This window comes from Paracoccus sp. (in: a-proteobacteria) (genome assembly GCF_030604785.1).
In the GTDB taxonomy this organism is placed as follows: domain Bacteria; phylum Pseudomonadota; class Alphaproteobacteria; order Rhodobacterales; family Rhodobacteraceae; genus Paracoccus.
The window spans coordinates 23,057-48,661 of record NZ_JAUVVF010000012.1 but is presented as its reverse complement, the minus strand read 5'-3'; the positions used below and the strand labels follow the sequence as shown (position 1 = coordinate 48,661).

The following is a 25,605-nucleotide window of genomic DNA, read 5'->3' as shown; positions in this document are numbered from 1 at the left end:
CCGTTTCACTATACAACTAGACAAGTGATAACCCGGCGCGACGCGTTCCACAACCGGAAGCTTGTGAATTTTCCATGACGGACAAGACGCCCCTTTGGCAGGCCATTGCCGCGACCCTGCGCGCCGAGATCGAGACCGGCCATTACCGCCCCGGCGACCGCCTGCCGACCGAGGCGCAGCTGGCGGCCCGTTTCGGGGTCAACCGGCACACGATCCGGCACGCCTTGTCGGATCTGGGCGCGGCGGGGTTGGTCCATGCGCGGCGGGGCGCGGGGGTCTTCGTTCTCGCGCGGCCCACCGATTACGCGCTTGGCCGCCGGGTGCGCTTCTCGCAGAACCTTGCGGCTGTGGGGCGGACGGGCTCGCACCGCTTCACCCGGATCGAGACGCGCCCCTGCGACCGGATCGAGGCCGAGGCGCTTGCCATCGCCCCGGGCGAGGCAGTCCATGTGATCGAGGGGTTGTCGCTAGCGGACGGCCAGCCGCTGGCGCTGTTCCGTTCGGTCCTTCCGGGCTGGCTGGAGGGGCTGCCCGATCAGGCGCGCACCCATGCCTCGATCACGGCGGCGCTGGCGGCTTGCGGGGTGGCCGATTACAGCCGCGCTAGCACCCGCATCACGGCGAAACTGGCCAATGCCACGCAGGCGCTGGCCCTGTAGATCCCGGAAAAGGCGCCGATCCTGCGATCCGTCGCCATCAACCGCGAGGGCGGCCCGGACAATCCCGGGCGCCCGGTGGAATACGGCCGCACCTGGTTTGCGGGCGACCGCGTGTCGCTGGTGCTGACGGGGCTCTAGTCGTCGCCAATCGTGACGCCGGTGATCAGCACATGGGTCTCATTCGCCGCGGATCAGTTTGCGGCGCAGCCAGCCAGACAGGCTGTCCATAGCCACCACCATCACCACGATCAGCAGGATGTAATAGCTGACCTTTTCCCAATCCTGCGTGGTCTGGATCGCCTGCGTCAGCAGAAGGCCGATGCCGCCGCCCACGATGGCGCCGATGATCGTCGCGCTTCGGGTGTTCGATTCCAGGAAATACAGCAATTGCGACAGAAAGACCGGCATGACCTGCGGGATCACCCCGAACCGGTAGCGCTGGACGGCATTGGCGCCGGTGGACTGGACGCCTTCGATGGGCTTCTTGTCGACGTTCTCCAGCGCCTCCGAGAACAGCTTGCCGAAGCTGCCGCTGTCGGTCAGCAGGATGGCCAGCGCGCCGGTCAGAGGGCCGGGGCCGAAGGCGCGTGACAGGATGATCGTGAAGATCAGCGCATCCACGCCCCGCACGAAGTCGAAGACGCGCCGCACGACAAAGCGCAGCCAGCGCGAGGGCGCGAAGTTCTGCGCCGCCAGAAAGGCCAGCGGCAGCGCCACGAAAGCCGCGCCGAACGTGCCGAGGAACGCCATCAGCATGGTCTCGAAGATGGCCCAGTAGACCTCGCCATGACGCCAGATGCCGTTGTTCCAGAAATTGCTGATCGCCAGCGACAGGTTGCTGACATCGGGCCGGATGCGCTCGCCCGCCAGCACCGTGGCGATGACCTGGGTCGCGGACATGCCCGAAAAGGGACTGTTCAGGTCGAAGAAGAACAGCTCCCACCCCCAGAAGTAGCGCAGCGTCTCGGTCCGGGCGCGGGTGACGGTCAGGCGCCCCTCGTCGGTGGTGATCGTCACGCGGCTGTCCGAGGCGTTGATGCTGGCCGGCCAGTCGGGCGAGGGCAGGTCCAGACCGATCGTCTCGCCGATCTCCAGCCGGGCGGTGCCGTGATCGGGGATGTCGAACAGGACGCGCGGGCCGTCATAGGTCACGACCTGCCCGCCGCCCAGCAGGATGCGGGTCTGTTCGCCATCCGTCTGGACCCAGTCGGGGATGCGGTCGGGGGCAAAGGTGGCGCGGTTGTTGCCCTCGATCGAGACCGACAGCGTCTCGCGCCGGTTGTCGCGGGTGACGTGGGTCTTGTAGCTGACCGTGTCGGCCAGCAGGATGCGGGCATTGTCCATCCGCGCCCGCTGCGCGAGGCCGCCCAGATCGAAGGCGAAGAACACATAGACCAGATAGGCGAGGATCACCGACGGGACGGCCAGCGCCAGAAGGCGCTTGCGGCGCATGATCCGCAGGACATGGCTTTCCGGGGCGGGCGTGGCGGTCAGGGTGCTCATGCCGGGGCTCCATGGGTCAGGCGGTGGCGCAGGCTGGCGGAGAGCTGGTCGACCAGCACGATCGTCGCGAAGAGCAGCAGGAAGATCGCCGCCGCCTGATCGAACTTGCCTTGGCCAAAGGTCATGGCATTGCGCAATTCGTAGCCGATGCCGCCCGCGCCCACGAAGCCCAGGATGGCCGAGGCGCGGATGTTGATTTCCAGCCGCAACAGCGAATAGGACATGTAGTTCGGCGCCACCTGCGGGATCACGCCCAGCCACATCCGCTGCGACCAGTTCGCGCCGACCGAGGCCAGACCCTCGACCGGCTTGAGGTCCACGTTCTCGTTCACCTCGGAGAACAGCTTGCCCATCGCGCCCGCCGTGTGGATGGCGATGGCGATGACGGCGGGGACCGGGCCGCCGCCGAGGACGAAGATCAGGACCAGCGCGATCACGATTTCCGGAATGGCGCGGAAGATGTCCGACAGCCGCCGCGCCACCGGCACCATGCGCGGCCAATAGGCCAGCCCCCGCGTCGCGGCGAGTGACAGGAACAGACCCAGGATGCAGCCCAGCAGCGTGGCGACCAGCGCGATGTTCAGCGTCTCGATCAGCGCGGGGATGGCGCGGATCATGTGACCGGGCAGGTTCGCGGCCTTTTCGATGGCCTCGCGGACCAGATCGGCGGGAAAGTCGCCGATCTGGTGCAGCCCCTGCCAGAAGCCGCCCGCATTGCGCCCGTCCGCGATGCGGAAGCCCGAGACGAAGATGGCGACGAAGACGATCAGAAGAAGCCCGCCATAGATGCGGCGGCGGCGTGTCAGCGCCAGATACTCGGTCTGGACATGGGCAAGGGCCGGTGCGGACATGGGAACCTCGGAATGGAAAAAGGGCCGGACCCCGGGCTAGCAGGGTCCGGCCCGCCGGATCGGCAGGATCAGTTCATCTCGGCGCGGCGGATCTCGATGATGGTGTTGTATTCCTCATGCGTGACCGGAGTGAAGCCGGCGGTCTCGCCCGCCGCGACGCCATAGGCGCATTCCGGGTCGTTGGCATGCAGGTTCGACAGCAGGTCGATGATCGTGGCCTTCGTCTCGTCCGACAGTGCCTTGCGCAGCACGACCGGCCCCTCGGGGATCGGCGACGAGCGCCAGATCTCGACGATGTCGTTCATGTCGACGATGCCGCTATCGGCCGCCTTGCGCAGCGCGCCCGAATTGTAGCCGTCCTCCCATTCGCCCTGGGCGTCGGCCCAGACCACGCCCGCATCGAAATCGCCGTTCAGAACCGCGATGATCGACTGTTCGTGACCGCCCGAGAAGCCGATGCGGCTGAAATACTCGCCCTCGGTCATCGAATAGCCCAGCTGCGGCAGTTCCACGTTCGGGATCAGATAGCCCGAGGTCGAGTTCGGATCGGCAAAGGCGAAGCTCTTGCCCTCCATGTCGTCCAGCGAGGTGATGCCGCTGTCGGCGCGCGCGAAACCGATCGAGTGATAGGTGTAGCTGCCGTCGAGGTTCGTCTTGACCAGCACGGGCTCGACCGCTTCAGGGTCGTTCACATAGACCGCCGCATAGGCCGAGGCGCCCAGCCAGGCCATGTCCAGCGAGCCGCCCAGCAGACCCTGAATAACGCCGTTATAGTCGGCGGGCGTGAACAGGCGGACGGGCACGCCCAGGGCTTCCTCGGCATAGGCGCGGAAGCACTCGTTCGAGGCCATGCGGTCCTGCGCGTTCTCGCCGCCCAGCAGGCCGATGCGGAATTCGGTTTCCTGCGCCGTCGCGGCGGCGGCGGTCAGGGCGGTGGTGGTCGCAAGGGCGATCAGCAGCTTGGTCATCGTCATCTCCGATGGATGCGTTGTCAGTGAGAAGGAAGGAATGTCACGCCAGCATCGTGGCGGCGTATTGGTCGTCGGCCTCGTGATCCGTCGGGATCGCGGTCGAGGTCGCAGCCTCGTTGAAGCCCGCATCGGCGCCGTAGATGTCGCGGGCGACGCCGGTGGTCAGCTGGCTGGGCAGGCCGTCGAAGACCACCCGCCCGTCACGCATCCCGATCACCCGGTCGCAATAGCGCCGGGCGGTGTCCAGCGTGTGCAGGTTGGCGATCACCATGCGCCCGTCCTCGACATTGATGCGCTTCAGCGTGTCCATCACGATCTGGGCGTTCATCGGGTCGAGGCTGGCGATGGGCTCATCCGCCAGGATGATGCGGGGGTCTTGCATCAGGGCGCGGGCGATGGCCACCCGCTGCTGCTGGCCGCCCGAAAGGGCCTCGGCGCGTTTGGGGGCCTGCTCGGCGATGCCCAGACGATCGAGGATCGCCAGGGCCTGCACGATGTCGGCGCGCGACCACAGGTTGAACACCGTCTGGATCGTGGATCGACGGTTCAGGATGCCGTGCAGCACGTTCGACACCACGTCCATGCGCGGCACCAGGTTGAACTGCTGGAAGATCATCGCGCAGTCACTTTGCCAGGCACGGGCCTCGCTGCCGCGCAGGGCCAGGATGTCACGGCCCTCGACGATGATCTCGCCACCCGTGGCGGGGGTCAGCCCGTTCATCATCCTCAGCAGCGTGGACTTGCCGGCGCCCGAGCGGCCGATGATCCCGACAAAGGCCGGACCGTCCACCCGGAAGGTGACATGGTCCACCGCGGCCTTGCGGCCGAAGATCTTCGTGACTTGTCTGACGTCCAGCATCGGGTCCTCGTCTTGCCTGCGGCTCAATTAGGAGCAGCGCGTGACGGGGTGCTGACGCTTTCGTGAAAAGACCATGACAGGGGCCGATCCCTGCCGGCGGAGCCTGGGCAGGGGAACATCCGGCGCCCCGCGCGTGTTCGGCTGAGGACGGGCTGGCAGCGAAATCGAGGGACCATGCCTCAATGGCTTGAAACGACGGCGATCTTTCTTCTTGCACAGGTGGTCTCTTGGGCGGCCTGCTATCTGGTGTTCCGGCTGGGGTTGCGCGCGCTCGGGCGGGTGGACGAATTCTGGGCGACCTTGTTGCGTCGGGCGCGGGGGCCGGTGCAATGGCTTCTGATGGTGATCGCTGGCGTCGCGGCGATGAACATCGCCCCCCTCACCCCCGGTCGGCAGAGCCTGATCGCGCATATCCTGCTGATCGCGCTGATCTTCGGGCTGACATGGCTGGCGCGGCGCGCGCTGGACATCTGGATGACGCTGCATCTGCGCCGCTTCCGGCTGGACGTGGAGGACAACCTGCTGGCCCGAAAGCATGTCACGCAGGGCCGCATCCTGCAGCGCGTCGGCTCGGTGCTGATCCTGGCGATCGGGATCAGCGCGGCGCTGATGACGGTCGAGGGCGTGCGGCAATACGGGGTCAGCCTGCTGGCCTCGGCGGGGGCGGCGGGCCTGGTTGTCGGTCTGGCGCTGCAGCCGGTGCTGCGGAACCTGCTGGCGGGGATCCAGCTGGCCATCACCCAGCCCATCCGGCTTGACGATGCGGTGATCGTCGAGGGGGAATGGGGGAATGTCGAAGAGATCACGGCCACTTATGTGGTGGTCCGCGTCTGGGACAAGCGGCGGCTGGTCGTGCCGCTGAACCATTTCATCGAGCAGAGCTTCGAGAACTGGACCCGCAGCGACGCGACGCTGATCGGCACCGTGCTGCTTTATGTCGATCACGAGGTCTCGATCCCCGATCTGCGGGCCGAGGCCGAGCGCATCGTCCGGGCCTCGCCGCTCTGGAACGGGGATGTGTTCGCGCTGCAGGTGACGGATTTCCGAGAAACCGTGGTCGAGGTCCGCATCCTGGCCAGCGCCACCCATGCGGGCCGCGCCTTCGATCTGCGTTGCGAGATCCGCGAGCGGCTGCTGGACTACCTGCAATCCAGCCAGCCGCAGGCCATGCCGCGCCTGCGCGCCACGCTGCGCGAGCAGGCGGCCAGCTAGACGCTCAGCGGGTCGGACTTGGCCAGCGCGTCGAACCGCATCAGCGAGGCGACCAGCGCCGGCATCCGGTCCAGCGGGATCATGTTCGGTCCGTCGGATGGTGCGCGGTCGGGATCCTCATGCGTTTCGATGAAGACGCCCGCGACGCCAAGCGCCACCGCCGCCCGCGCCATGACCGGGGCGAATTCGCGCTGTCCGCCAGAACTGCCGCCCTGGCCGCCGGGCTGCTGCACCGAATGCGTGGCGTCCATGATCACCGGATAGCCCGTCCGCGCCATGATCGGCAGAGCGCGCATGTCGGCCACCAACGTGTTGTAGCCGAAGCTCGCGCCGCGTTCGGTCAGCAGGATGTTGCGGTTGCCGGTCGAGGCGACCTTGTCCGCAACATTGGGCATGTCCCAGGGCGCCAGGAACTGACCCTTCTTGATGTTGACGACCGCGCCGGTCCGGCCCGCCGCCAGCAGGAGGTCGGTCTGACGCGACAGGAAGGCGGGGATTTGGATGATGTCCACGGCCTCCGCCGCGCGGATGGCCTGTTCGGCGTCATGCACGTCGGTCAGGACCGGGCAGCCGATCTGCGTCCGGATGTCGGACAGGATCGCCAGCCCCTCGTCGATGCCAAGCCCGCGCCGGCCCGAAAGCGAGGTGCGGTTCGCCTTGTCGTAGCTGGCCTTGAAGACGAAGCCCGCCCCCGCATCCGCGCAAGCCTGCGCCATCCGCTCTGCGATCATCAGCGCGTGGTCGCGGCTTTCAAGCTGGCAGGGACCGGCGATCACCACCAGCGGCAGGTCGTTGCCGCAGGCGATCGAACCCAGTTGGACGTGGTGGTGCTGTGTCATGTGGATACCTGTTCGCGCAGGATCGAGGCCGTCAGCGACAGCATCAGATAGATGCCCGCAAACAGCAGGAAGGCCACGATCGAGTTCTGGAATGCCTTGGGATAGGTCGCCTCGTCCGGTGCGACGGGGGCGACGGACAGCGACAGATAGCGGACCTGCTTGTTGGCCTCGATCCGCGCGGTCTCCATCTGAGCGGCGGCGGCGGCGAGCAATTCCTGGCGCGTGGCCAGTTCGGCCTCGGCCACGCGCAATTCGCCCGAGATGGCGGTCAGCGAGCGGCGCATCTCGTTGCCTTCGGTCAGTTGCAGGCGGGTCTGTGCGATCTGCTGCTGCAGCCGTTCGATATCGCCACGAGCGGCATCCACGCGGCTCTGGACCGGGCTGGGATTGCTGAGAAGCTGCCCCAGTTCCAGCTGGCGGTTGGTCAGCTGACTTTCCAGCGACGAGATCTGCCCCATCACGACCGAGCTTTCGGCCTGCGGGTCAAGCACGCCCAGCCGCTCCTGCAATTCCTGCACGCGGCGCTGCGCCTGAAGCATCTTCGCCTCGGCATCCTCGTAATTCTCGATGGCGCCGCGCATCTGGTCTTCGCGCAGCCGAGCGGTGAACCGGTCCACCTGCTCCTCCGCGTAGCGGATCAGCGCCAAAGAAAACTCGCGGCTGAGCACCGGGTCCGGCGCGATCACCTCCATGTTCAGGACGCCTTCGGTCGGGTCATAGCCGATCTTGACCGAGTTCTGATAGACGCGGAAGGCTGCCTCGTTGGTGGCATCCTCAGGCAGGCGGCGGATCGCATCCATCGCCGGGTCCTGGAACGCGCGCGTGAAGCCCAGTTCCTCGTTCAGGCGCATCATCGCCTCGCGCGATGTCAGGTAGCTCTGCACCCCGACAGAGTCTGTATTCGCTGCCATCCCGCCCGCACCCAGCAGGCCCCCGATTCCGCCGCCGGAATTGCCGTCCGCGCTTTGAATCTGGAATTGTGAGACGGTCGCGTAGAGGGGGCTGGCGATCATCGTGTAATACCAGCTGACCGCTGCAGTCGGCAGAAAGACGAAGACCAGAAGGCGCATTGCCAACATCAGCATCCGCTTGCGGCGACGGCGTGCCAGATCGCGCTGTATGCGATAGATTTCCGCGGCCCTTTTTTCCTCGGTCAGTGCTTCGCGCGAAGGCAGAGGCATCGCGACGCCCTCGCCATCGGCAGTCAGGGCGCCCCTAGGCTTGCCAACGGGCACGAGCGACTTCGCGTTGCGCGGGCCCTTGGGCGCGTTGCCCGGTGTCTTGTCGGGAGTGGCGGCGCCTTCCCCGGACAGGACCTTGCCGATCGTGGCGCGCTGCGACGGGTCGATACCGCGCTCGCGCAGGCGCAGGATCGCCTCTTCGTCGGACGAGACCGGGATCTGGTGCAGGGCGGCGATGCGGCGGGCGATGCGCAGGTTGCGCTCGGACAGGTTCTCTGCGCGGATCGCGGCCAGCTTCGCCTCGAGATCGGCATCCTTGGCCGGCTGATCCTCGGCGCGGTTTCGGTCGGCGTTCAGGCTGCCGAAGCCGTCATCGACGGGCCCGGTGCCGCTGAGCCGCGCCATCATGTCGGCCCCGTCGCTGTCGGCATCGCCCTGGGGGGCGGCCTGCTGGCGGCGCGTGACCTCGATCCGGACGGGGCCGGGATCGCCTGCGGCGGGCCGGACGGCGGCGGCTGCCTGCTCATCGGGCGCGACCGCTTCCGAGGCCGAGGCGTGATAGCGGCGCGCCTTAGGAGGTGTAGTCATAATATTGTCTGGCCTCGTCAAGGGTCTCGAACATGTAGAGCCGCCCATCGCGCAGGATGGCGGCGCTGTTGCAGAATTTCTCCAGCGTCGAAGCCTGGTGCGACACGATCACGGTCGTCGAGGTCTGCAACCGCTCGTAAAGCACCTTTCCGGCCTTGCGGTTGAATTCGGCGTCGGTGGTCTGGGGCATGCCTTCGTCGATGAGGTAGATGTCGAAATCCAGCGCCAGAAGCAGCGCGAAGTTGAAGCGCTGGCGCATGCCGCTGGAATAGGTGCCGACCGGCATGTCGAAATATTCTTCGATATCGGTCAGCCAGCGGGTGAAGGCGGCGACGTAATCGGGGTCCAGCCCGTAGATCCGGGCGATGTAGCGCGCATTCTCGTTTCCGGTATGCTTGGTGACCAGCCCGCCCATGAAGCCAAGCGGAAACGAGATCCGGCAGTCGCGGCGGATCTTGCCCTCGTCGGGCTTCTCAAGGCCGCACATCATGTTGATGATCGTGGTCTTTCCGGCACCGTTCGGTGCCAGGATTCCGAGCGAATTGCCAAGCTCGATGCGGAAGGACGCACGGTCCAGAATGATCTTGTGCTGTTTCCCCGTCCAGAAGGCCTTGGAAACGTTATCGAATTCGAGCATGGCGATGACTGACCACCTAAACATCTGCGCGAGGTATGCCATGCCGGTAGCCTCGGCCGGACAGGGCGGACCATAGGCTGCGGCCCGCATCCTGTCCAGCATGGCCGCAAAAGACTGACGAAAAGTGAAGAACGCGCCTTTCTTTCACGCAATTCGTCGCTAGATCGGGGCGATGCCCTCGCATCCTCCCCCAGACGATCCGCCCGACCATCCGCTGGTCGCCGACATCCGCCAGTGCCGGCTGTGTGCCGAGCGTTTCGCCGCGACCGCGACGCGCCACGCGCCCCGGCCGGTCGCCTGGTTCCGCCCTTTGGCGCGGGTGCTGATCGTGGGGCAGGCGCCGGGCGCGCGGGTGCATGACAGCGGGCGGCCCTTCACCGACCGTTCGGGCGACCGGCTGCGCGACTGGATGGGCGTCGATGCCCAGACCTTCTATGACCGCGACCGGGTGGCGATCGTGCCAATGGCCTTCTGCTTTCCGGGCTACGACGCGCGCGGGGCCGACCTGCCGCCGCCGCCGCTTTGCGCGGCCACCTGGCGCCAGCCGGTCATGGATCTGCTGAAGCCGCGCCTGACGCTCCTGGTGGGCGGACACGCGCAGGCCTGGCATCTGGGCCGGCGCAATGTCACCCAGACCGTCGCCGATTGGCACAGTCACGCGCCCGCCATCTTTCCCCTGCCGCATCCCAGCTGGCGCAATACCGGCTGGCTGCGACGCAATCCCTGGTTCGAGGCGATGCTGCTGCCCGAGCTCAAGAAGGCCGTCGCCGCCGCTCTCCAGCCTGTTTGAGCGCACAAAATTCGTGCAAAGACTGGTGAATGGCGGGAACCGGCGGTATGGATAACGACTTGTCCCCACGGGACCGTGGGGATGACGAGCGTGGATCACGCAGCGGCGACGCGCCCCCTGCGCGAATTCCCGCGCATCCAAGGCGACAGACAAGACAAGGGAGAAGCCGAATGAGCCTCATGAAATCCGCCCTTCTGGGCAGCGCGCGGGTCCTGGCCTCGGGGCCGGTGCTGGCCCAGCAGGAGCAGTTCATCACGATCGGCACCGGCGGCCAGACCGGTGTCTATTACGTGGTGGGGCAGTCGATCTGCCGGCTTGTGAACCGCGAGACCTCGGAACACGGGCTGCGCTGCACCGCGCCTTCGACCGGCGGCTCGATCGCCAACATCAACGCCATCAAGGCGGGCGACATGACGATGGGCGTTGCCCAGTCGGACTGGCAGTTCCACGCCTATAACGGCAGCTCGGACTACGAGGGCGACGCCTTCCCCGAACTGCGCGCGGTCTTCGGGGTGCATCCCGAACCCTTCACCGTCGTCGCCCGCGCCGATAGCGGCGTGACCACCTTCGAGGAACTGGCGGGCAAGCGCGTGAACGTCGGCAACCCCGGTTCCGGCTCGCGCGGGACATTCGAGATCGTGCTGGACGCCAAGGGCATGTCCATGTCCGACTTCGCGCTGGCATCCGAATTGCGCCCGGCCGAGCAGTCGGCGGCGCTTGGCGACAACCAGGTCGATGCGATCAGCTACACGGTCGGCCATCCGAACGGCTCGATCCAGGAGGCGACCTCGACCGTTGACGCGCGCCTGGTGACGGTTGCGGGCGAGGCCATCGACCGTCTTGTCGAGGAGAACCCCTTCTACGCCAAGGTCACGATCCCCGGCGGCATGTATGCGGGCAATGACGAGGATACCGAGACCTTCGGCGTTCTGGCGACCTTCGTGACCTCGGCCGATGTCCCCGAGGAGACGGTCTATCAGGTCGTGCGCGCGGTCTTCGAGAATTTCGACCGCTTCAAGCAACTGCACCCGGCATTCGAGACGCTGGAGCCCGAGACGATGATCTCGGAAGGCCTCAGCGCGCCGCTGCATGACGGCGCCGCCCGCTATTACCGCGAGCGTGGCTGGATCGACTGATCCGCCCCGGACGGGGCGGCCTTGCGGGCCGCCCTTTCTGCCACAGAACAAGAATGACCAACGCATCGCCGGGGGGCCGTGATGAGTGACAGGGACAGCAGGGACGAGGAGACGCGCCAGCAACAGGCCGCCGCCGTCGAGACAGGGGCCGCGGGTCGCGGCGCGCTGAGCCAGGACGAGCTGGACGAGCTGGTCGCCTCCAGCGATACGGGCGCGCGCACGCCGCCCGGACTGGTCGGCAAGCTGATCCTGGGCGTGGCGCTGTGCTGGTCGCTGTTCCAGCTGTGGATCGCCTCTCCGCTGCCCTTCATGCTGAATTTCGGCATCATCAGCGCGACCGATGCCCGTGCGGTGCATCTGGCCTTTGCGCTGTTCCTGGCCTTCATGGCCTATCCGGCCGAGCGTTCGCCCATCCAGCTTGGGCTGGGCATCCTGGCACCGATCGTGCTGTCGGGGCTGTTCATCTATGGCGCGCCTGCCAGCTTTCCGGCGTGGTGGATCGGGCTGACCGGGGCGGGCGTCATCGCGGCGATCCTGCTGGGCAGCCCAAAGAACCGGGTGCCGGTCTGGGAATGGGCGCTGGCGCTGGTCGCGGCGGGGGCTGCGCTTTACGTCTTTGTCTACAGCGACGCGTTGGGCCGCCGTGTCGGCGCTCCGATCCAGACCGACCTGCTTGTCGCCGTCATCGGCATCATGCTGCTGCTCGAGGCCGCGCGCCGCAGCCTTGGCCCTGCGCTGATGATCGTTGCGACGGTGTTTCTGGTCTATACCTTCCTCGGGCCCTACATGCCCTCGATCATCGCGCATCGGGGCAATTCGCTGTCCGAGGTTGCCAATCACCAATGGGTCACGACCGAGGGCGTCTTTGGCATCGCGCTTGGCGTCTCGACCAGCTTCGTCTTTCTGTTCGTGCTGTTCGGCGCGCTTCTGGACAAGGCGGGGGCCGGGAACTACTTCATCCAGGTCGCCTTTTCGCTGATGGGGCACCTGCGCGGCGGCCCGGCCAAGGCGGCGGTGGTCAGCAGCGGCATGACGGGCCTGATTTCCGGGTCCAGCATCGCCAACGTGGTGACGACCGGCACCTTCACCATCCCCCTGATGAAGCGCGTGGGCTTCTCGCCCGAAAAGGCCGGCGCGGTCGAGGTCGCATCCTCGGTCAACGGCCAGATCATGCCGCCCGTCATGGGCGCGGCCGCCTTCCTGATGGTCGAATATGTCGGCATCCCCTATTTCGAGGTCGTCAAGCACGCCTTCCTGCCCGCCACGATCAGCTACATCGCGCTGGTCTACATCGTCCATCTGGAGGCGATGAAGGCCGGGATGAAGGGCCTGCCGCGCGCCTATGAGCCGCCTCCGATCCTGCGTCGCCTGCTGGTCGCGGCCTTCATCATCGCCGGCATCTGCGCGCTGTCGCTGGTCGTCTATTACACGATGGGCTGGATCAGGCCGGTCTTTGGCGCCAATGCGGGCTATGTCATCTTCGGCCTGCTGACGGCGGCCTATGTCGGGCTGATGTGGATCGCCTCGCGCGAGAAGCCGCTGGAACTGGACGATCCGAACGCGCCCGTCACCGCGCTGCCCTTGCCGGGGCCGACGGTGCGGTCGGGGCTGCACTACATCCTGCCGGTCGTCGTGCTGGTCTGGTCGCTGATGGTGGACCGCCTGTCGCCGGGCCTGTCGGCCTTCTGGGCGACGGCCTTCATGATCTTCATCCTGTTGACGCAGCGCCCGCTGATGGCGGTTCTGCGCGGCGAAAGCGCCGTGCCGGCCCGCATCCGCCAGGGCTTTGACGAACTGGTGGACGGGCTGATCTCGGGCGCGCGGAACATGATCGGCATCGGCATCGCCACCGCGACGGCGGGCATCATTGTGGGCGTCGTCAGCCAGACCGGCGTCGGCGCCGCGCTGGCCGATGTGGTCGAGCTGCTGTCGGGCGGCAACCTGATGCTGATCCTGCTTCTGACGGCCGTGCTGTCCCTGATCCTGGGGATGGGCCTGCCGACCACGGCGAACTACATCGTCGTCTCGGCGCTGCTGGCGCCGGTGATCGTGACGCTTGGCCAGCAGAACGGGCTGATCGTGCCGCTGATCGCGGTGCATCTGTTCGTGTTCTACTTCGGCATCATGGCGGACGTGACGCCGCCTGTCGGTCTGGCCTCGTTCGCGGCGGCGGCGGTGTCGGGCGGCGATCCGATCCGCACCGGGGTCGTGGCGTTCTTCTACAGCCTGCGCACCGCGGCGCTGCCGTTCCTGTTCATCTTCAACACCGACCTTCTGCTGATCGATGTCGGATGGATCATGGGCATTTTCGTCTTCGTCACGGCGACCATCGCGATGCTGCTCTTTGCCGCCGCGACGCAGGGCTGGTTCCTTGTGCGCAACCGGATCTGGGAATCGGCGCTGCTGCTGTTGATCGCCTTCACGATCTTCCGTCCGGGCTTCTTCTGGAGCTACGTCTATCCGCCCTTCGAGGAACGGCCCGGCACCGAATTCGTGCAGGCGCTCGAGGACAGCGCGCCCGGCGACGGGCTGCGCCTGCGGATCGCGGGGCTGAACGATATCGGAAGCCCTGTCGAGTTCGTGGCGATCCTGCCCGTCCCCGCCGGAGAGACCGGCGAGGAGAGGCTGGAAGCCGCCGGGATCGACCTGATCCAGGACGGCGACCGGCTGATGATCGACAACGTGGCCTTTGGCAGCCCGGCGCAATCGGCGGGGCTGGACTGGGATCAGACCATCCTGACGGTCGAGGCCCCGGTCGAGGCGCCCTCGCGCTATTGGGCCTATATCCCTGCCTTCCTGCTGCTGGGCGTCGTGATCTGGCTGCAGCGCCGCCGCCTGCCGGCCCCGGAGCCGGGCCGCGACAAGGAGATGCGACATGCATGAGAGCATCCTTCTGCCCATCGACCTGCAACATCCCGAGACATGGGAGACCGCCCTGCCTGCCGCGATCCGGCTGGCGGGCGAGACGGGGGTGATCCATCTGCTGGGGATCGTCCACGATTTCGGCAGCTCGATGGTGGCGACCTTTCTGCCAAAGGGCTACGAGGCGCGTATCCTGCAGACGATGAAGGACGATCTGGACCGCTTCGCAAGCGAGAACCTGCCCGACAATGACCGGGTCCGGATCCATGTCGGGCATGGGCACGTGGCCGAAACGATCCTGAAATCGGCGAAGAAGTTCGGCGCCGACCTGATCGTCATGGCCAGCCCCAAACCCGATGAGCTGCGCAGTATCCTGGTCAGCCGCGACGTGAACGCCGTGGTGCGCCACTCGCCCGTCTCGGTGCTGGTCGTTCGTTGACAGCGGCGGGCGGCTGGTGAAGCTGGGCGCCATGCAGTCCGACATCCAGATCGCCCGCGCCGCGCGCAAGCGCCCCATCTCCCAGATCGCCGCCGGGCTTGGCCTTGGCGGCGATCAGATCCTGCCCTATGGCCACGACAAGGCCAAGATCACCCATGACGCGCTGGCCGTGCTGAGCGGGCGCCCCGAGGGGCGGCTGATCCTTGTCACGGCGATCAACCCGACCCCTGCGGGCGAGGGGAAGACGACCACCACCGTGGGGCTGGGCGATGCGCTGAACCGGATCGGCAAGCGCGCCACGATCTGCATCCGCGAGGCAAGCCTTGGCCCCAATTTCGGCATGAAGGGCGGGGCCGCTGGTGGCGGCTTCGCGCAGGTCGTCCCGATGGAGGAGATGAACCTTCATTTCACCGGCGATTTCCACGCCATCACCTCGGCCCATAACCTGCTGGCCGCGATGATCGACAACCACATCCACTGGGGCAACGCGCTCAGGATCGACACGCGCCGCGTCACATGGCGGCGGGTGATGGACATGAACGACCGCGCGCTGCGCGACATCGCGGTGGGTCTGGGCGGGCCGGCGAACGGCTTTGCGCGCCAGACGGGCTTTGACATCACCGTCGCCTCCGAGGTGATGGCAATCCTGTGCCTGGCCCGCGATCTGGCCGAACTGAACGACCGCCTTGGCCGGATCGTCGTGGCCGAGGATATGGACCGCAGGCCTGTGACCGCGCGCGATCTGGGCGCGGACGGGGCGATGACGGTCCTGCTGAAGGACGCGTTGCAGCCCAATCTGGTGCAGACGCTGGAGAACAATCCCGCCTTGGTCCACGGCGGGCCCTTCGCCAACATCGCGCATGGCTGCAACAGCCTGATCGCGACCCGCGCGGCCTTGCGCCTGTCCGACTATGTCGTGACCGAGGCGGGCTTTGGCGCAGATCTGGGGGCCGAGAAATTTCTCAGCATCAAGTGCCGGCTGGGCGGGCTGAGCCCTTCGGCGGCGGTGCTTGTGGCCACGATCCGGGCGCTGAAGATGAATGGCGGCGTCGCAAAGGCCGATCTGGCGCAGGAGGACGTCAGCGCGGTGACGCGCGGCTGCGCCAATCTGGGGCGGCATCTCGAGAACCTTGCCCAGTTCGGCCTGCCCGTGGTCGTGGCGCTGAACCATTTCGACGGCGACAGCCCCGCCGAGATCGCCGCCCTTCAGGATTACTGCGCCAGCCACGGCGTGCAGGCCGTTCCGGCGCGGCATTGGGCGATGGGCGGTGCAGGGGCCGAGGATCTGGCTCGCGCGGTTGTCGCGCTGGCCGAGGGCGGTGCCGCGCTTCGCCCGCTTTATGCCGATGACATGCCGCTCTGGGACAAGATCGAGACGGTCTGCACCCGCATCTATCGCGCCGCGCGGGTCGAGGCCGCACCGGGCATCCGCGAGCAGCTTGCCGCATGGGAGGCTGCGGGCCACGGGCCGATGCCGGTCTGCATCGCCAAGACGCAATACAGCTTCTCGACCGATCCGGGGCTGCGCGGCGCGCCCGAGGGGCATGTGGTCCCGGTGCGCGAGGTGCGGCTGAATGCGGGCGCGGGCTTCGTCGTGGCGATCTGCGGCCAGATCATGACCATGCCGGGCCTGCCCCGCGTTCCGGCGGCCTTGTCGATCCGGCTGGACGAGGACGGACAGGTCGAGGGCCTGTTCTAGGCCACCATGGCCGGGGCCGGCGGCTGGTCAAAGACCGTTGCCAGCAGGATCACGCGCTCCAGCGCCGCGGCAAGCTGCGTGAAGGACGCGTCCGACCGGCAGCCTTGGGCCAGGGCGGTGCCTGCGAGCCTGCGGGCAAGGCCATGGGTGCAGGGATCGGGCAGGGCGCCATGGCGCCGCGCCTGCGCGATCAGCGCCATGAAGGCCGGGCCGTCGCCCTGCCGCACCGCACGCATCCAGATCGCGCCGTCATCTGCAGGCAGCCGCCCCGTCTGCCGCACCGGCGCACCGCTCAGCCAGGCCAGTTCCGGCGTGACCAGCCGTGCGGGCTGCCGCCAGCCGAGATGCCGCCGCAGCGCCAGCGCCGCGACCGGATCGCCGAAGACGATCGAGGCCAGCCGTCCCACCAGCGCCCTGTCGGGCAACACCAAGTCCGTGCCCATGTCTGCCAGATGGTTGCGCCCGGTCGCGCGCATCAGCAGAACCTGCCCCAGAAGCCGCGCCCGTGGGTCCAGGTCTTCGGTCTCGATCCGCTGCGCCATCGCGGCGGCCAGTTCCAGCACCGCGCCCGTGATCGCCCGCTCGGGCAGGGCTGCGGGCGCGATGCGGCGGCCGGGCCTTGTCAGCTGAAAGGCAAGCAGCGTCGACAGGGTCGGGCCGATCCCCTCGGCCAGAGGGGTGGGCGTCTCAGGGCGGCGCAGGCGTGCGGGAAAGGCGCCGTCCGGGCCCTGCAGGTCCATGATCCGGGTCAGCATGTCGGCCACGTCATGATGCGGATCGACCAGCAACAGGCCGCAGACCGCCTCGGCCAGAAGCTGCGTGTCGCCCATCTGACGCGCGAGGCCTGCCCAGTCCCGCAGCGCGCGCAGCAGATCGCCGTGCCGGCCGGGCGATGACAGGCGGGGCGGACCTCCGGCCTGCCGCCACCATGCCAGCAGAAGGCGCAGGCGCGCCGACAGGCTGGCGCGATCGATCACCGGGGGCAGGGGCGCCAGCAGCATCGTCTCGGCATCCGGGGGCGGGCTTGCGCCCAGCATCAGGCGCAGCGCCGCTGGCCGGGCCTCGTCATGCGCCAGATCGGCCTGCGCCAGCCGACAGGCGGCATCCTCGGGCGCGACCAGCCGTGCGGCCAGGATCAACCGCGCCCGCGACCCCGGCCCGGACAGATGGTCAAGCGCCGCGCAGCGGACAGTGTCCGGGCAGAGGCGGCGGCGGGCCAGAACCTCGACCGGCGAGGGTCGTCCCGTCAGCGCCCCGAGGATCGGGCCGATGATCGCGGCCTTGGCCAGCGCATCCGTCGCGGGATCGTCGGCAGGCAACGGATCGGGAAGCGCCATCACCGACTGGCGCATCCATTCGACCGCACGATGGCCGAGAAGCCGCATCACCTGTTCCAGACCCTGTTCCATCATCCCGCCACCGAAGCCCGTGACAAGATTTGTCCCGGCCCCGCATCCCGGCAAGCGCAAGGTAGTGACAGAACGAGCCAGTTCAGCGCCCAAGGCGCCGATTGCCTTGCGCTTGCGGGCGCGGTAAAGCGCCCCTCATGAGCAACCGCCCCGAACTTCCGCCCGAAATCGCCCGCCGCCGGACCTTTGCGATCATCTCGCATCCCGATGCCGGCAAGACCACGCTGACCGAGAAATTCCTGCTGTATGGCGGCGCCATCCAGATGGCCGGTCAGGTGCGCGCCAAGGGCGAGGCGCGGCGCACCCGGTCGGACTTCATGAAGATGGAACAGGATCGCGGCATCTCGGTCTCGGCCTCGGCGATGTCGTTCGATTTTGACGCATATCGCTTCAACCTGGTCGATACGCCGGGCCACAGCGACTTTTCCGAGGATACCTATCGCACGCTGACGGCGGTGGATGCGGCGATCATGGTCATCGACGGTGCCAAGGGCGTCGAATCGCAGACCCGCAAGCTGTTCGAGGTCTGCCGCCTGCGCGACCTGCCGATCCTGACCTTCTGCAACAAGATGGACCGCGAAAGCCGGGACACGTTCGAGATCATCGACGAGATCCAGGAGAACCTGGCCATCGACGTGGCGCCTGCAAGCTGGCCCATCGGGGTGGGCCGCGACTTCATCGGCTGCTACGACATGCTGCGCGACCGGCTGGAACTGATGGACCGCGCCGACCGCAACAAGGTCGCCGAAAGCATCGCCATCGAGGGGCTGGACGATCCCAGGCTGGCCGCTCACGTGCCCGCCGACCTGCTGGCCAAGCTGCGCGAAGAGATCGAGATGGCGCGCGAATTGCTGCCCGCCTTCGACCGGCAGTCCTTTCTGGAAGGCCACATGACGCCGATCTGGTTCGGCAGCGCGATCAACAGCTTCGGCGTGCGCGAATTGATGCGCGGGATCAGCGAATACGGGCCTCCGCCCCAGCCGCAGAACGCCGCCGGGCGCCAGATCAGCCCCGAAGAGACGCCCGTGACCGGCTTCGTCTTCAAGGTGCAGGCCAACATGGACCCCAAGCACCGTGACCGGGTGGCCTTCGTGCGCCTGGCCTCGGGTCATTTCGAGCGCGGGATGAAGCTGACCCACGTGCGGTCGAAGAAGCCGATGGCGGTCACCAACCCGGTCCTGTTCCTCGCCGCCGACCGCGAACTGGCCGAGGAGGCCTGGGCGGGCGACATCATCGGCATCCCCAACCACGGCCAGCTGCGCATCGGCGACGCGCTGACCGAGGGCGAGGCCCTGCGCTTCACCGGCATCCCGTCCTTTGCGCCGGAACTCCTGCAGACCGTGCGCGCGACCGATCCGATGAAAGCCAAGCACCTGGAAAAGGCGCTGATGCAGTTCGCAGAAGAAGGCGCGGCCAAGGTCTTCAAGCCGGCCATCGGCTCGGGCTTCATTGTCGGGGTCGTCGGCGCGCTGCAATTCGAGGTGCTGGCCAGCCGGATCGAGCTGGAATACGGCATCCCCGTTCGCTTCGAGGGCAGCCAGTTCACCAGCGCCCGGTGGGTCAGCGGCCCCACGGACAAGGTCGATGCCTTCGCCAATGCCAACAAGGGCCATCTGGCGCATGACCATGACGGCGATCTGGTCTATCTGACCCGCCTCCAATGGGACATCGACCGGATCGGCCGCGACCATCCCGACCTGAAATTGACCGCGACCAAGGAGATGATGGTCTGAACCCGTCTCAGCTTTCGTCGAAGGTCTCGATCATCAGGATGGCGGCGCAATTCGCGGGCTCGATCGTGCCGACCCAGATGTCGTAGAGCCCGCTTGGCGCGGCGGCGATGCGGATGATCGGGTTCAGCCCGTCCTCATCGTCGGAATAGACATATTGCTCGTCGGGCAGGTTCACCAGCAGGGTCGTGTCGCAATCGGCCTGAACCCGAATGTCCAGCAGCCTGCGGTCGCCCTGGCCGTCATATTCGACGCTGAGATCGGGTGCTTCCTGAACATAGCCGATGCCCGGCATCTCGAGGCACGAGGTCAGATTGACCGACCCCCCCGCCACCAGCGGGGTCTGGTAACGCTGGAACAGGCTGTCGGCGCTGGCTTCGATCGTCTTGGGGGCGAAAAGCCGCCAGTTCGGGCAATCCTGCGCGGCGGCGCCCAAGGGCAGCGCCATGACGGCAAGGCCAAGGCAGGCGGACAGACGCAAGGGTGAGGGAAACATCGGGCAGCCTCTGATGCGGCGGGTTCAATGGCCCATCTCCACATGCGCGCCCGCCCGATGTCAAATGGCAAAAAGCGCCGGTCAGCCCAGACGGACCTCCATCGTGATCTCGGCGTTCAGCAGCTTGCTGATGGGGCAGCCCGCCTTGGCCTTTTCCGCCGTCTCGCGCAGCGTTTCGGGATCGCCATCGCCCCGGATCGTGGTGGTCAGATGCGCCTTCTTGACCGCGAAGCCCTCGCCCTCTCGGTCGAGCGAGATGTCCGATCGCGTCTCGATCTCGACCCCGGTGACGCCGGCCTGTTCCAGCATCATCGCCAGCGCCATCGAGAAGCACGAGGCATGGGCGGCGCCGACCAGTTCCTCGGGATTGGTGCCGGGACCGTTCTCGAACCGGGTGCCGAAGCCATAGGCCAGCCCGTCCAGCGCGCCCGACGCGGTCGAGACCGTGCCCTTGCCGCCCTTGAGACCGCCTTGCCATTTCGCCGAACCGCTGCGGGTGATCATGTCCTGCTCCCTTCGTGTTGAGGGGCCGATGCCAGCCGCTTCGCGCCCTGAGGCACGCCGGGACCGGCGGTCCGGCCGCCGTATCTGCGCGCCTCAACACCAGGGGGGTGGTGAAAGTTCCGGAAGGGTCAGCGGCGAAACAACCGCTGATGTTCCGCGATGGCATAGCGGTCGGTCATGCCCGAGACGTAATCCAGCACCAGGCGCGCGCGCTCGGTCTCGTCGTTCAGGGCGCGGGCGGTCTGGTGCCACTGGTCGGGCATCGCCTCGGGATGCGCGAGGTAATGGGGGAAGAGGTCGTTCACCATCCGCGTCACCGATTCGCGTTCCACCACCACCGAAGGCGCGCGATACATGCGCTGGAACAGGAAGGACTTGATCGCCTTGATGTTCTGGTAGAGCGGCTTCGAGAAGCGGATGATCGGCCCGTCCATCGCGCGGATCTCGTCCACATGGCGGGGTTGAAGGCCGGCGAGGCGGTTCTGGGCCACCGCGATCACATCCTCGACCATGACGCCGAAGACGCGGCGCAGGGCCTCGTAGCGGCGGCGCGTCGGGTCGAGGCCGGGATAGAGGGCGTCCACCTCGGCGAAGGCGGGGCCGATCACGGGCAGTTCCGACAGTTCGGCCTCGGTGAACAATTCTGCGCGTAGCCCGTCATGCAGGTCGTGGTGGTTATAGGCCACGTCGTCGGCCACGGCGGCGACCTGCGCCTCGGCGCTGGCATTGCTGTGCAGTTCCAGATCCCAGGCGGTGTTCACCTCGGCCAGGGCATAGGGCAGGGGACCGGTCACCGGGCCGTTATGCTTGGCGATGCCCTCCAGCGATTCCCAGGTCAGGTTCAGCCCGTCGTAATCGGCGTAATGCCGTTCGAGCCGGGTGATGATCCGCAGCGCCTGGGCGTTGTGGTCGAAGCCGCCATAGGGTTCCATCAGAACGGCCAGCGCATCCTCACCGGTATGGCCAAAGGGCGGGTGGCCCAGATCATGGGCCAGGGCCACGGTCTCGGCCAGATCGGTGTTCAGGCCAAGCGCGCCGGCGATGGTGCGGGCGACCTGCGCGACCTCGATCGTGTGGGTCAGGCGGGTGCGGAAATAGTCACCGCGCCATGCCTCGCCATCATGTTCGACGAAGACCTGCGTCTTGTGCTTGAGCCGCCGAAAGGCCGAGGAATGGATGATCCTGTCCCGATCCCGCTGCCAGGGCGAGCGGAAGGTGGACAGCTTTTCGGGAAACAGCCGTCCGCGGCTCTGATCGGGCTGGCAGGCATAGGGCGCGAGGGCGGTCATGGGCGTGGGGCTTCCTTGCGGGACGTGCGCGCCAACCCTATATTTCGCAGCAGAGGTCGAAAACCGGAACGCCCCATGAACCTGCCGCCGAAAGTCACCGAACGCGCCTTTGAGCGCCTGGCCCAGATCAATGCCGGCAAGGAGCCGCAGCCCCTGCGGGTCGCGGTCTTGGGCGGGGGGTGTTCGGGGTTCCAGTATGACATCCGTCTGGACCAGCCCGCCCCCGACGATCTGGTGCTGGAGGGCGCGGGCCAGCAGGTGCTGGTCGATCCGGTCTCGCTGCCCTTTCTGGCAGGCGCGGTGATCGATTTCTCCGAGGAACTGATCGGCGCGCGTTTCGTGATCGAGAACCCCAACGCCTCCAGCAGCTGCGGCTGCGGCACGTCCTTCTCGATGTAAGCGGGCTTGCCAAGCGGGATGGCCGGACGCATGGTCGCGCCATGAAAATCGCAAGCTTCAACATCAATGGCGTAAAGGCCCGGATCGAGGCCCTGACCGCTTGGCTGGGCCAGACCGATGCCGATCTGGTCGTGCTTCAGGAAATCAAGTCGGTGGACGAGGCCTTCCCCCGCGCCCATTTCGAGGATCTGGGCTGGCAGGTCGAGACGCATGGGCAAAAGGGCTTCAACGGCGTGGCGATCCTGTCGCTGCTGCCGCTGGAGGACGTGACGCGCGGCTTGGCCGGCGATGATGCCGACGAACAGGCCCGCTATATCGAGGCGACCGTGACCGGCGCGCAATCCGTGCGGATCGCGGGGCTCTACCTGCCCAACGGCAACCCCGCGCCGGGGCCGAAATACGATTACAAGCTGGCCTGGATGGAACGCCTGCGCCTGCGCGCCGCGGAATTGCTGGCGCTGGAAATGCCGGTGGTGATGCTGGGCGATTACAACATCATCCCCGAAGCGCGCGATGTGGCCAATCCGCAGAACTGGCTTGACGATGCGCTGTTCCGCCCGGAAAGCCGCGCGGCCTTCCGCGCCATCCTGCATCAGGGCTGGACAGATGCCGTCCGCATCCGCGACCCTTGGGGAACGCGCGGGCCCTTCACCTTCTGGGATTATCAGGCGGGGGCGTGGAACCGCGATGACGGCATCCGCATCGATCATCTGCTGCTGTCGCCGCAAGCCGCCGATCTGATGGTCGATGCCGGGGTCGAGCGCGAGGTCCGCGCGGGCGAGAAGCCAAGCGACCACGTCCCGGTCTGGGTGCGGCTGGCCGCCTGAAGCGCGTCAGATCACCAGAACGCCCGAATGCTTGGCCTTGTGTTCGGGCTCGACATGAATGGTGATCTGGGCGTCGGGCAGATATTCCTTCAGCGCGGCCTCGATCCGGTCGCAGATGTCATGCGCCTCGGCCACCGTGGTCTGGCCATCCACGACCAGGTGAAAGTCGATGAAGGTCGCGCGGCCCGCATGGCGGGTGCGCAGGTCATGGGCCTCGATTGCGCCCTCGGCACGGTCCGAGATGATCTGGCGGATCTCGGACAGGGCACGGTCCGACACGGCCTCGTCCATCAGGCCCGACAGCGAGGCTGTCACGACCTTCCAGCCGGACCACAGGATGTTGACGCCGACCAGCATGGCAAGGATCGGGTCAAGGATCATCCAGCCCGTCGCCAGCGCCAGCCCGATCCCCGCCAAGACGCCCATGGACGAGATCACGTCGGTCATCAGATGCTTGCCATCCGCCACAAGGGCAGGCGAGCGCCGCCGCCGCCCTTCGCGGATCAGGACCCAGCACCACAGGCCGTTCAGGACCGAGGCGAAGGCGTTGATCGCCAGCCCCAGGCCCGGCTGTTCCAGCGGGCGCGGCGATTGCAGCGCCGCCCAGGCCTGATGCAGGATCAGCAGCGCCGCCAGGATGATCAGCACGCCCTCAATCACCGCGCTGATGAATTCGGCCTTGTGGTGGCCATAGGGATGGCCCTGATCGGCCGGGCGCTGCGCCACGCCGATCGCCACCAGCGCGGCGATCGCCGCCGCAACGTTCACGATGCTTTCCAGCGCATCCGACAAGAGCGCCACCGAGCCGGTCAGCCACCAGGCCAGCGTCTTGAGCGCAAGGACGGCGACGCCCAGCAGGATGCTGCCTGCTGCAAGTTTCATCGTTGTGGTCATGGCGGCCCGGTCGCGCTGATCTTGTCCCGACTGCCTTTGACAGAAGCGCGCCGCGATCTCAACCGTCAGACATGACGGAATCTTGATTGACGCAACAATCAATATACGTCAGTCTGGCGGGAACATCCTGATCAGCGGCCCATGGGGTCGCGCCGGCGACGATCCGGCGGCCACCGACCCTGCGCCTGCGGGGCCGGGCAGGGCTGCGCGGCTGCGAGCCGGTCCCCTGAAGACGCGAGGCGTATCCCGGCACGAGGACGATCCATGACACCCATCATCACCCTGGCCTATCTCAGCGTGCTTGGCTGCGCCCTTTTCGTGCTGCTGCGCTATCCGCGGCTGAAATGCCGCGGCGAGAGTCCGGTCGGGCTGTTCACGCTGATCGCACTGCTGTTCACGGCGGGGCTGGATATGGGTCTGGTGATGCTGCCGCTGAACGAGTTTCCGATCTACGAGACCGATCCCGCCTTTGGCTTCACCAATGCGCTGGCGATCGAGTTCGGGATGTGGGGTCCGCTGGTCTGGCTGATGTATTTCGTCACGACCTTCTACTTTGTCGCCATCGAGCCGCGCCTGCGGCTGTTCGAGATCCCGGCGATCAAGCTGGTCTACAACCTGACGATCATCGCGACCTGCTCCTTCACCTGCTATCTGTTCATGATCAACCTGCCGGGTTACGCGCCCGACCTGCCGCAGGGCGTGATCTGGGCGCTGGTTCTGGTCGTGATCGCGACCTCGGTCGTCTCCAGCGGCGACATGCGTGTGATGAAATGGCTGGCCATCGTGTCCAGCTACGGCTTTGGGGTGCTGGCCTTCACCGCGCTGGCGATGATCGCCTTCGTCTACAGCCGGGTGGGCCTGGGCGATTTCTTCGGCAGCGTCGCGATGCTGGGCGATTACTTCCGCCATCTGCCGCGCTTTGCGACGCCCATCGGAGATTACCACGAATTCTACCTGTTCTGGTGGTTCGCCTGGTCGATCATGATCGGACAGTTCGTAGCGCGGTTCGTGGGCGGGCTGCCGGTCTGGCAACTGGCGCTGGCGATGGTGGCGCTGCCCGCACTGCCCTTGGGGCTGTGGTTCTCGGTGCTTTACGTCTATCACGCGAACCAGATCGTGATCCCGACCTGGCTGAACTGGTTCATGATCACCGTCGGCGTGGTTTTCGTGATCAACTCGCTCGACAGCCTGATCCGGCTTTACTCGGCCAATCTGGGCTGGACGCGCGAAAGGCTGGGCGGGCGCTATTACCCGGTCCATGCCGTGCTGCAGGCGACGCTGGTCGCGGCCTATGTCTTCACCCCGTTCGAGATCCAGTGGGTCGGGCTGGTCGTGGCGGGGCTTTATGCAGTGATCTACGTCCTGCTGGCGCGGCGCCTGACGAAATTGTCGGCGCTGGCCGGACCCGCCACGCCCGGCTGAGGCCGGGCCGCGGCGGGCTGGCGGTTCATTCCTCGTCTTCCTTGTCGTCACCGAAAGCCGCGTCATCGGCGAATTCGTCCTCGCCCTCGTTGACGTATTTCGCGCTGAGCGTGATCGAGTGATTGTCGTGGATCGGGTCCATGACCACGTCCGAGGGGATTTCCCCGGTGAGCCAGTCCCGCAGCTCCTCGCGGATTTCCTCGATCTCCTGGCCGGTCGCCTCGGCCAGATAGGCGATGAAGGCGCGCTGGTCGCCGTCGATCTCGTCAAGGTCGGCTTCGTCGGCCTCGGGCCATTTGTCCAGGATCGCTTCGTAGAATGCAGGCCAGTTCGCGGCCACATGATGCCATTTCATCAATATCCTCCTGCGGGGATGCCGCCCTGAACCCAACGCGCAACCCCGGTGATG

The 25,605-nt window shown here is 66.7% G+C and carries 23 protein-coding genes and 1 pseudogene; 11 read left to right on the top strand and 13 right to left on the bottom strand.

Features of this window, described 5'->3' with window-relative positions:
• Positions 1-74: 74 nt before the first annotated feature.
• Positions 75-797, top strand: a pseudogene (gene phnF / locus QAR72_RS06015) (phosphonate metabolism transcriptional regulator PhnF).
• A 39-nt stretch (positions 798-836) separates the two neighbouring features.
• Here the strand turns inward: phnF and phnE (QAR72_RS06010) are convergent.
• From phnE (QAR72_RS06010) to phnC, 4 genes are all read right to left on the bottom strand, one after another.
• Positions 837-2,162, bottom strand: a complete 1,326-nt coding sequence (gene phnE / locus QAR72_RS06010) for a phosphonate ABC transporter, permease protein PhnE (protein WP_304616459.1) — start codon at positions 2,160-2,162, stop codon at positions 837-839.
• Positions 2,159-3,013 carry a phosphonate ABC transporter, permease protein PhnE gene (phnE, locus tag QAR72_RS06005; protein ID WP_304616458.1) on the bottom strand — a complete coding sequence of 285 codons (855 nt, stop codon included), beginning with the start codon at positions 3,011-3,013 and terminating at the stop codon, positions 2,159-2,161. The genes phnE (QAR72_RS06010) and phnE (QAR72_RS06005) overlap by 4 nt, the downstream gene beginning before the upstream one ends.
• 68 nt (positions 3,014-3,081) lie before the next feature.
• Positions 3,082-3,981 carry a phosphonate ABC transporter substrate-binding protein gene (phnD, locus tag QAR72_RS06000; protein WP_304616479.1) on the bottom strand — a complete coding sequence of 300 codons (900 nt, stop codon included), beginning with the start codon at positions 3,979-3,981 and terminating at the stop codon, positions 3,082-3,084.
• A 43-nt stretch (positions 3,982-4,024) separates the two neighbouring features.
• Complete coding sequence (gene phnC / locus QAR72_RS05995; RefSeq protein ID WP_304616457.1) at positions 4,025-4,843, bottom strand: phosphonate ABC transporter ATP-binding protein; 819 nt, start codon at positions 4,841-4,843, stop codon at positions 4,025-4,027.
• Positions 4,844-5,062: 219 nt separating this feature from the next.
• Between phnC and QAR72_RS05990 the strand changes: the two genes are divergently transcribed.
• Entirely contained in the window at positions 5,063-6,055 is a 993-nt protein-coding gene (locus tag QAR72_RS05990) for a mechanosensitive ion channel family protein (RefSeq protein WP_304616456.1), read from the top strand.
• Here the strand turns inward: QAR72_RS05990 and kdsA are convergent.
• The 3 genes from kdsA to QAR72_RS05975 are packed head-to-tail and all read right to left on the bottom strand — an operon-like array spanning position 6,052 to position 9,300.
• Positions 6,052-6,894: a 3-deoxy-8-phosphooctulonate synthase gene (gene kdsA, locus QAR72_RS05985; RefSeq protein WP_304616455.1), complete on the bottom strand. Its 843-nt coding sequence runs from the start codon at positions 6,892-6,894 to the stop codon at positions 6,052-6,054. The genes QAR72_RS05990 and kdsA overlap by 4 nt on opposite strands.
• Complete coding sequence (locus QAR72_RS05980) at positions 6,891-8,663, bottom strand: capsule biosynthesis protein (protein WP_304616454.1); 1,773 nt, start codon at positions 8,661-8,663, stop codon at positions 6,891-6,893. The genes kdsA and QAR72_RS05980 overlap by 4 nt, the downstream gene beginning before the upstream one ends.
• The gene (locus QAR72_RS05975) at positions 8,647-9,300 is read right to left on the bottom strand and encodes an ABC transporter ATP-binding protein (protein WP_304616453.1); all 654 of its coding nucleotides are present in this window, start codon (positions 9,298-9,300) and stop codon (positions 8,647-8,649) included. The genes QAR72_RS05980 and QAR72_RS05975 overlap by 17 nt, the downstream gene beginning before the upstream one ends.
• A 172-nt stretch (positions 9,301-9,472) precedes the next feature.
• Between QAR72_RS05975 and QAR72_RS05970 the strand changes: the two genes are divergently transcribed.
• From QAR72_RS05970 to QAR72_RS05950, 5 genes are all read left to right on the top strand, one after another.
• On the top strand, positions 9,473-10,090 hold the full coding sequence (locus tag QAR72_RS05970; protein WP_304616452.1) for a uracil-DNA glycosylase family protein: 618 nt from the start codon (positions 9,473-9,475) through the stop codon (positions 10,088-10,090).
• A gap of 170 nt (positions 10,091-10,260) precedes the next feature.
• Positions 10,261-11,226, top strand: coding sequence for a TAXI family TRAP transporter solute-binding subunit (locus QAR72_RS05965; protein ID WP_304616451.1), 966 nt, complete (start codon positions 10,261-10,263; stop codon positions 11,224-11,226).
• Positions 11,227-11,307: 81 nt separating this feature from the next.
• Positions 11,308-14,109 carry a TRAP transporter permease gene (locus QAR72_RS05960; protein ID WP_304616450.1) on the top strand — a complete coding sequence of 934 codons (2,802 nt, stop codon included), beginning with the start codon at positions 11,308-11,310 and terminating at the stop codon, positions 14,107-14,109.
• Complete coding sequence (locus tag QAR72_RS05955; RefSeq protein WP_304616449.1) at positions 14,102-14,527, top strand: universal stress protein; 426 nt, start codon at positions 14,102-14,104, stop codon at positions 14,525-14,527. Before QAR72_RS05960 ends, QAR72_RS05955 begins: the two co-directional genes overlap by 8 nt.
• A gap of 31 nt (positions 14,528-14,558) precedes the next feature.
• A complete protein-coding gene (locus QAR72_RS05950; protein WP_304616448.1) occupies positions 14,559-16,226 on the top strand; it encodes a formate--tetrahydrofolate ligase in 1,668 nt (555 codons plus the stop codon).
• Here QAR72_RS05950 and QAR72_RS05945 read toward each other — a convergent pair.
• Positions 16,223-17,635 (bottom strand): hypothetical protein, encoded by a 1,413-nt coding sequence (locus tag QAR72_RS05945; protein ID WP_304616447.1) that lies wholly within the window; start codon positions 17,633-17,635, stop codon positions 16,223-16,225. The genes QAR72_RS05950 and QAR72_RS05945 overlap by 4 nt on opposite strands.
• Before the next feature lie 137 nt (positions 17,636-17,772).
• Here QAR72_RS05945 and QAR72_RS05940 point away from each other — a divergent pair, with 137 nt between their 5' ends.
• Positions 17,773-19,368 carry a peptide chain release factor 3 gene (locus tag QAR72_RS05940; RefSeq protein WP_304616446.1) on the top strand — a complete coding sequence of 532 codons (1,596 nt, stop codon included), beginning with the start codon at positions 17,773-17,775 and terminating at the stop codon, positions 19,366-19,368.
• A gap of 7 nt (positions 19,369-19,375) precedes the next feature.
• On the opposite strand, the gene QAR72_RS05935 is transcribed toward QAR72_RS05940, so the two are convergent.
• The 3 genes from QAR72_RS05935 to QAR72_RS05925 all read right to left on the bottom strand — a co-directional run bounded on the left by QAR72_RS05935 (position 19,376) and on the right by QAR72_RS05925 (position 21,654).
• Positions 19,376-19,861: a peptidase S1 gene (locus QAR72_RS05935; protein ID WP_304616445.1), complete on the bottom strand. Its 486-nt coding sequence runs from the start codon at positions 19,859-19,861 to the stop codon at positions 19,376-19,378.
• Positions 19,862-19,942: 81 nt separating this feature from the next.
• A complete protein-coding gene (locus QAR72_RS05930) occupies positions 19,943-20,365 on the bottom strand; it encodes an OsmC family protein (protein ID WP_304616444.1) in 423 nt (140 codons plus the stop codon).
• Between the two features lie 128 nt (positions 20,366-20,493).
• Complete coding sequence (locus QAR72_RS05925) at positions 20,494-21,654, bottom strand: deoxyguanosinetriphosphate triphosphohydrolase (RefSeq protein WP_304616443.1); 1,161 nt, start codon at positions 21,652-21,654, stop codon at positions 20,494-20,496.
• A gap of 75 nt (positions 21,655-21,729) precedes the next feature.
• Here QAR72_RS05925 and QAR72_RS05920 point away from each other — a divergent pair, with 75 nt between their 5' ends.
• Positions 21,730-22,053, top strand: coding sequence for a HesB/IscA family protein (locus tag QAR72_RS05920; RefSeq protein ID WP_304616442.1), 324 nt, complete (start codon positions 21,730-21,732; stop codon positions 22,051-22,053).
• A gap of 41 nt (positions 22,054-22,094) precedes the next feature.
• The gene (xth, locus tag QAR72_RS05915) at positions 22,095-22,880 is read left to right on the top strand and encodes an exodeoxyribonuclease III (protein ID WP_304616441.1); all 786 of its coding nucleotides are present in this window, start codon (positions 22,095-22,097) and stop codon (positions 22,878-22,880) included.
• A 6-nt stretch (positions 22,881-22,886) separates the two neighbouring features.
• Here the strand turns inward: xth and QAR72_RS05910 are convergent, their stop codons facing one another.
• Positions 22,887-23,774 carry a cation diffusion facilitator family transporter gene (locus QAR72_RS05910; protein WP_304616440.1) on the bottom strand — a complete coding sequence of 296 codons (888 nt, stop codon included), beginning with the start codon at positions 23,772-23,774 and terminating at the stop codon, positions 22,887-22,889.
• Positions 23,775-24,038: 264 nt separating this feature from the next.
• Here QAR72_RS05910 and QAR72_RS05905 point away from each other — a divergent pair, with 264 nt between their 5' ends.
• Positions 24,039-25,196, top strand: a complete 1,158-nt coding sequence (locus tag QAR72_RS05905; protein WP_304616439.1) for a BCCT family transporter — start codon at positions 24,039-24,041, stop codon at positions 25,194-25,196.
• A gap of 25 nt (positions 25,197-25,221) precedes the next feature.
• Here QAR72_RS05905 and QAR72_RS05900 read toward each other — a convergent pair whose 3' ends face one another.
• Entirely contained in the window at positions 25,222-25,551 is a 330-nt protein-coding gene (locus tag QAR72_RS05900) for a hypothetical protein (RefSeq protein WP_304616438.1), read from the bottom strand.
• Positions 25,552-25,605 lie beyond the last annotated feature (54 nt).

Excerpts from the sequence above, each read along its gene's own strand:
- phnE (WP_304616459.1), bottom strand. The coding sequence starts at position 2,162 with ATGAGCACCCTGACCGCCACGCCCGCCCCGGAAAGCCATGTCCTGCGG.
- phnE (WP_304616458.1), bottom strand. The coding sequence starts at position 3,013 with ATGTCCGCACCGGCCCTTGCCCATGTCCAGACCGAGTATCTGGCGCTG.
- phnD (WP_304616479.1), bottom strand. The coding sequence starts at position 3,981 with ATGACCAAGCTGCTGATCGCCCTTGCGACCACCACCGCCCTGACCGCC.
- phnC (WP_304616457.1), bottom strand. The coding sequence starts at position 4,843 with ATGCTGGACGTCAGACAAGTCACGAAGATCTTCGGCCGCAAGGCCGCG.
- kdsA (WP_304616455.1), bottom strand. The coding sequence starts at position 6,894 with ATGACACAGCACCACCACGTCCAACTGGGTTCGATCGCCTGCGGCAAC.
- QAR72_RS05980 (WP_304616454.1), bottom strand. The coding sequence starts at position 8,663 with ATGACTACACCTCCTAAGGCGCGCCGCTATCACGCCTCGGCCTCGGAA.
- QAR72_RS05975 (WP_304616453.1), bottom strand. The coding sequence starts at position 9,300 with ATGCTCGAATTCGATAACGTTTCCAAGGCCTTCTGGACGGGGAAACAG.
- QAR72_RS05970 (WP_304616452.1), top strand. The coding sequence starts at position 9,473 with ATGCCCTCGCATCCTCCCCCAGACGATCCGCCCGACCATCCGCTGGTC.
- QAR72_RS05965 (WP_304616451.1), top strand. The coding sequence starts at position 10,261 with ATGAGCCTCATGAAATCCGCCCTTCTGGGCAGCGCGCGGGTCCTGGCC.
- QAR72_RS05960 (WP_304616450.1), top strand. The coding sequence starts at position 11,308 with ATGAGTGACAGGGACAGCAGGGACGAGGAGACGCGCCAGCAACAGGCC.
- QAR72_RS05955 (WP_304616449.1), top strand. The coding sequence starts at position 14,102 with ATGCATGAGAGCATCCTTCTGCCCATCGACCTGCAACATCCCGAGACA.
- QAR72_RS05950 (WP_304616448.1), top strand. The coding sequence starts at position 14,559 with ATGCAGTCCGACATCCAGATCGCCCGCGCCGCGCGCAAGCGCCCCATC.
- QAR72_RS05945 (WP_304616447.1), bottom strand. The coding sequence starts at position 17,635 with ATGGAACAGGGTCTGGAACAGGTGATGCGGCTTCTCGGCCATCGTGCG.
- QAR72_RS05940 (WP_304616446.1), top strand. The coding sequence starts at position 17,773 with ATGAGCAACCGCCCCGAACTTCCGCCCGAAATCGCCCGCCGCCGGACC.
- QAR72_RS05935 (WP_304616445.1), bottom strand. The coding sequence starts at position 19,861 with ATGTTTCCCTCACCCTTGCGTCTGTCCGCCTGCCTTGGCCTTGCCGTC.
- QAR72_RS05930 (WP_304616444.1), bottom strand. The coding sequence starts at position 20,365 with ATGATCACCCGCAGCGGTTCGGCGAAATGGCAAGGCGGTCTCAAGGGC.
- QAR72_RS05925 (WP_304616443.1), bottom strand. The coding sequence starts at position 21,654 with ATGACCGCCCTCGCGCCCTATGCCTGCCAGCCCGATCAGAGCCGCGGA.
- QAR72_RS05920 (WP_304616442.1), top strand. The coding sequence starts at position 21,730 with ATGAACCTGCCGCCGAAAGTCACCGAACGCGCCTTTGAGCGCCTGGCC.
- xth (WP_304616441.1), top strand. The coding sequence starts at position 22,095 with ATGAAAATCGCAAGCTTCAACATCAATGGCGTAAAGGCCCGGATCGAG.
- QAR72_RS05910 (WP_304616440.1), bottom strand. The coding sequence starts at position 23,774 with ATGACCACAACGATGAAACTTGCAGCAGGCAGCATCCTGCTGGGCGTC.
- QAR72_RS05905 (WP_304616439.1), top strand. The coding sequence starts at position 24,039 with ATGACACCCATCATCACCCTGGCCTATCTCAGCGTGCTTGGCTGCGCC.
- QAR72_RS05900 (WP_304616438.1), bottom strand. The coding sequence starts at position 25,551 with ATGAAATGGCATCATGTGGCCGCGAACTGGCCTGCATTCTACGAAGCG.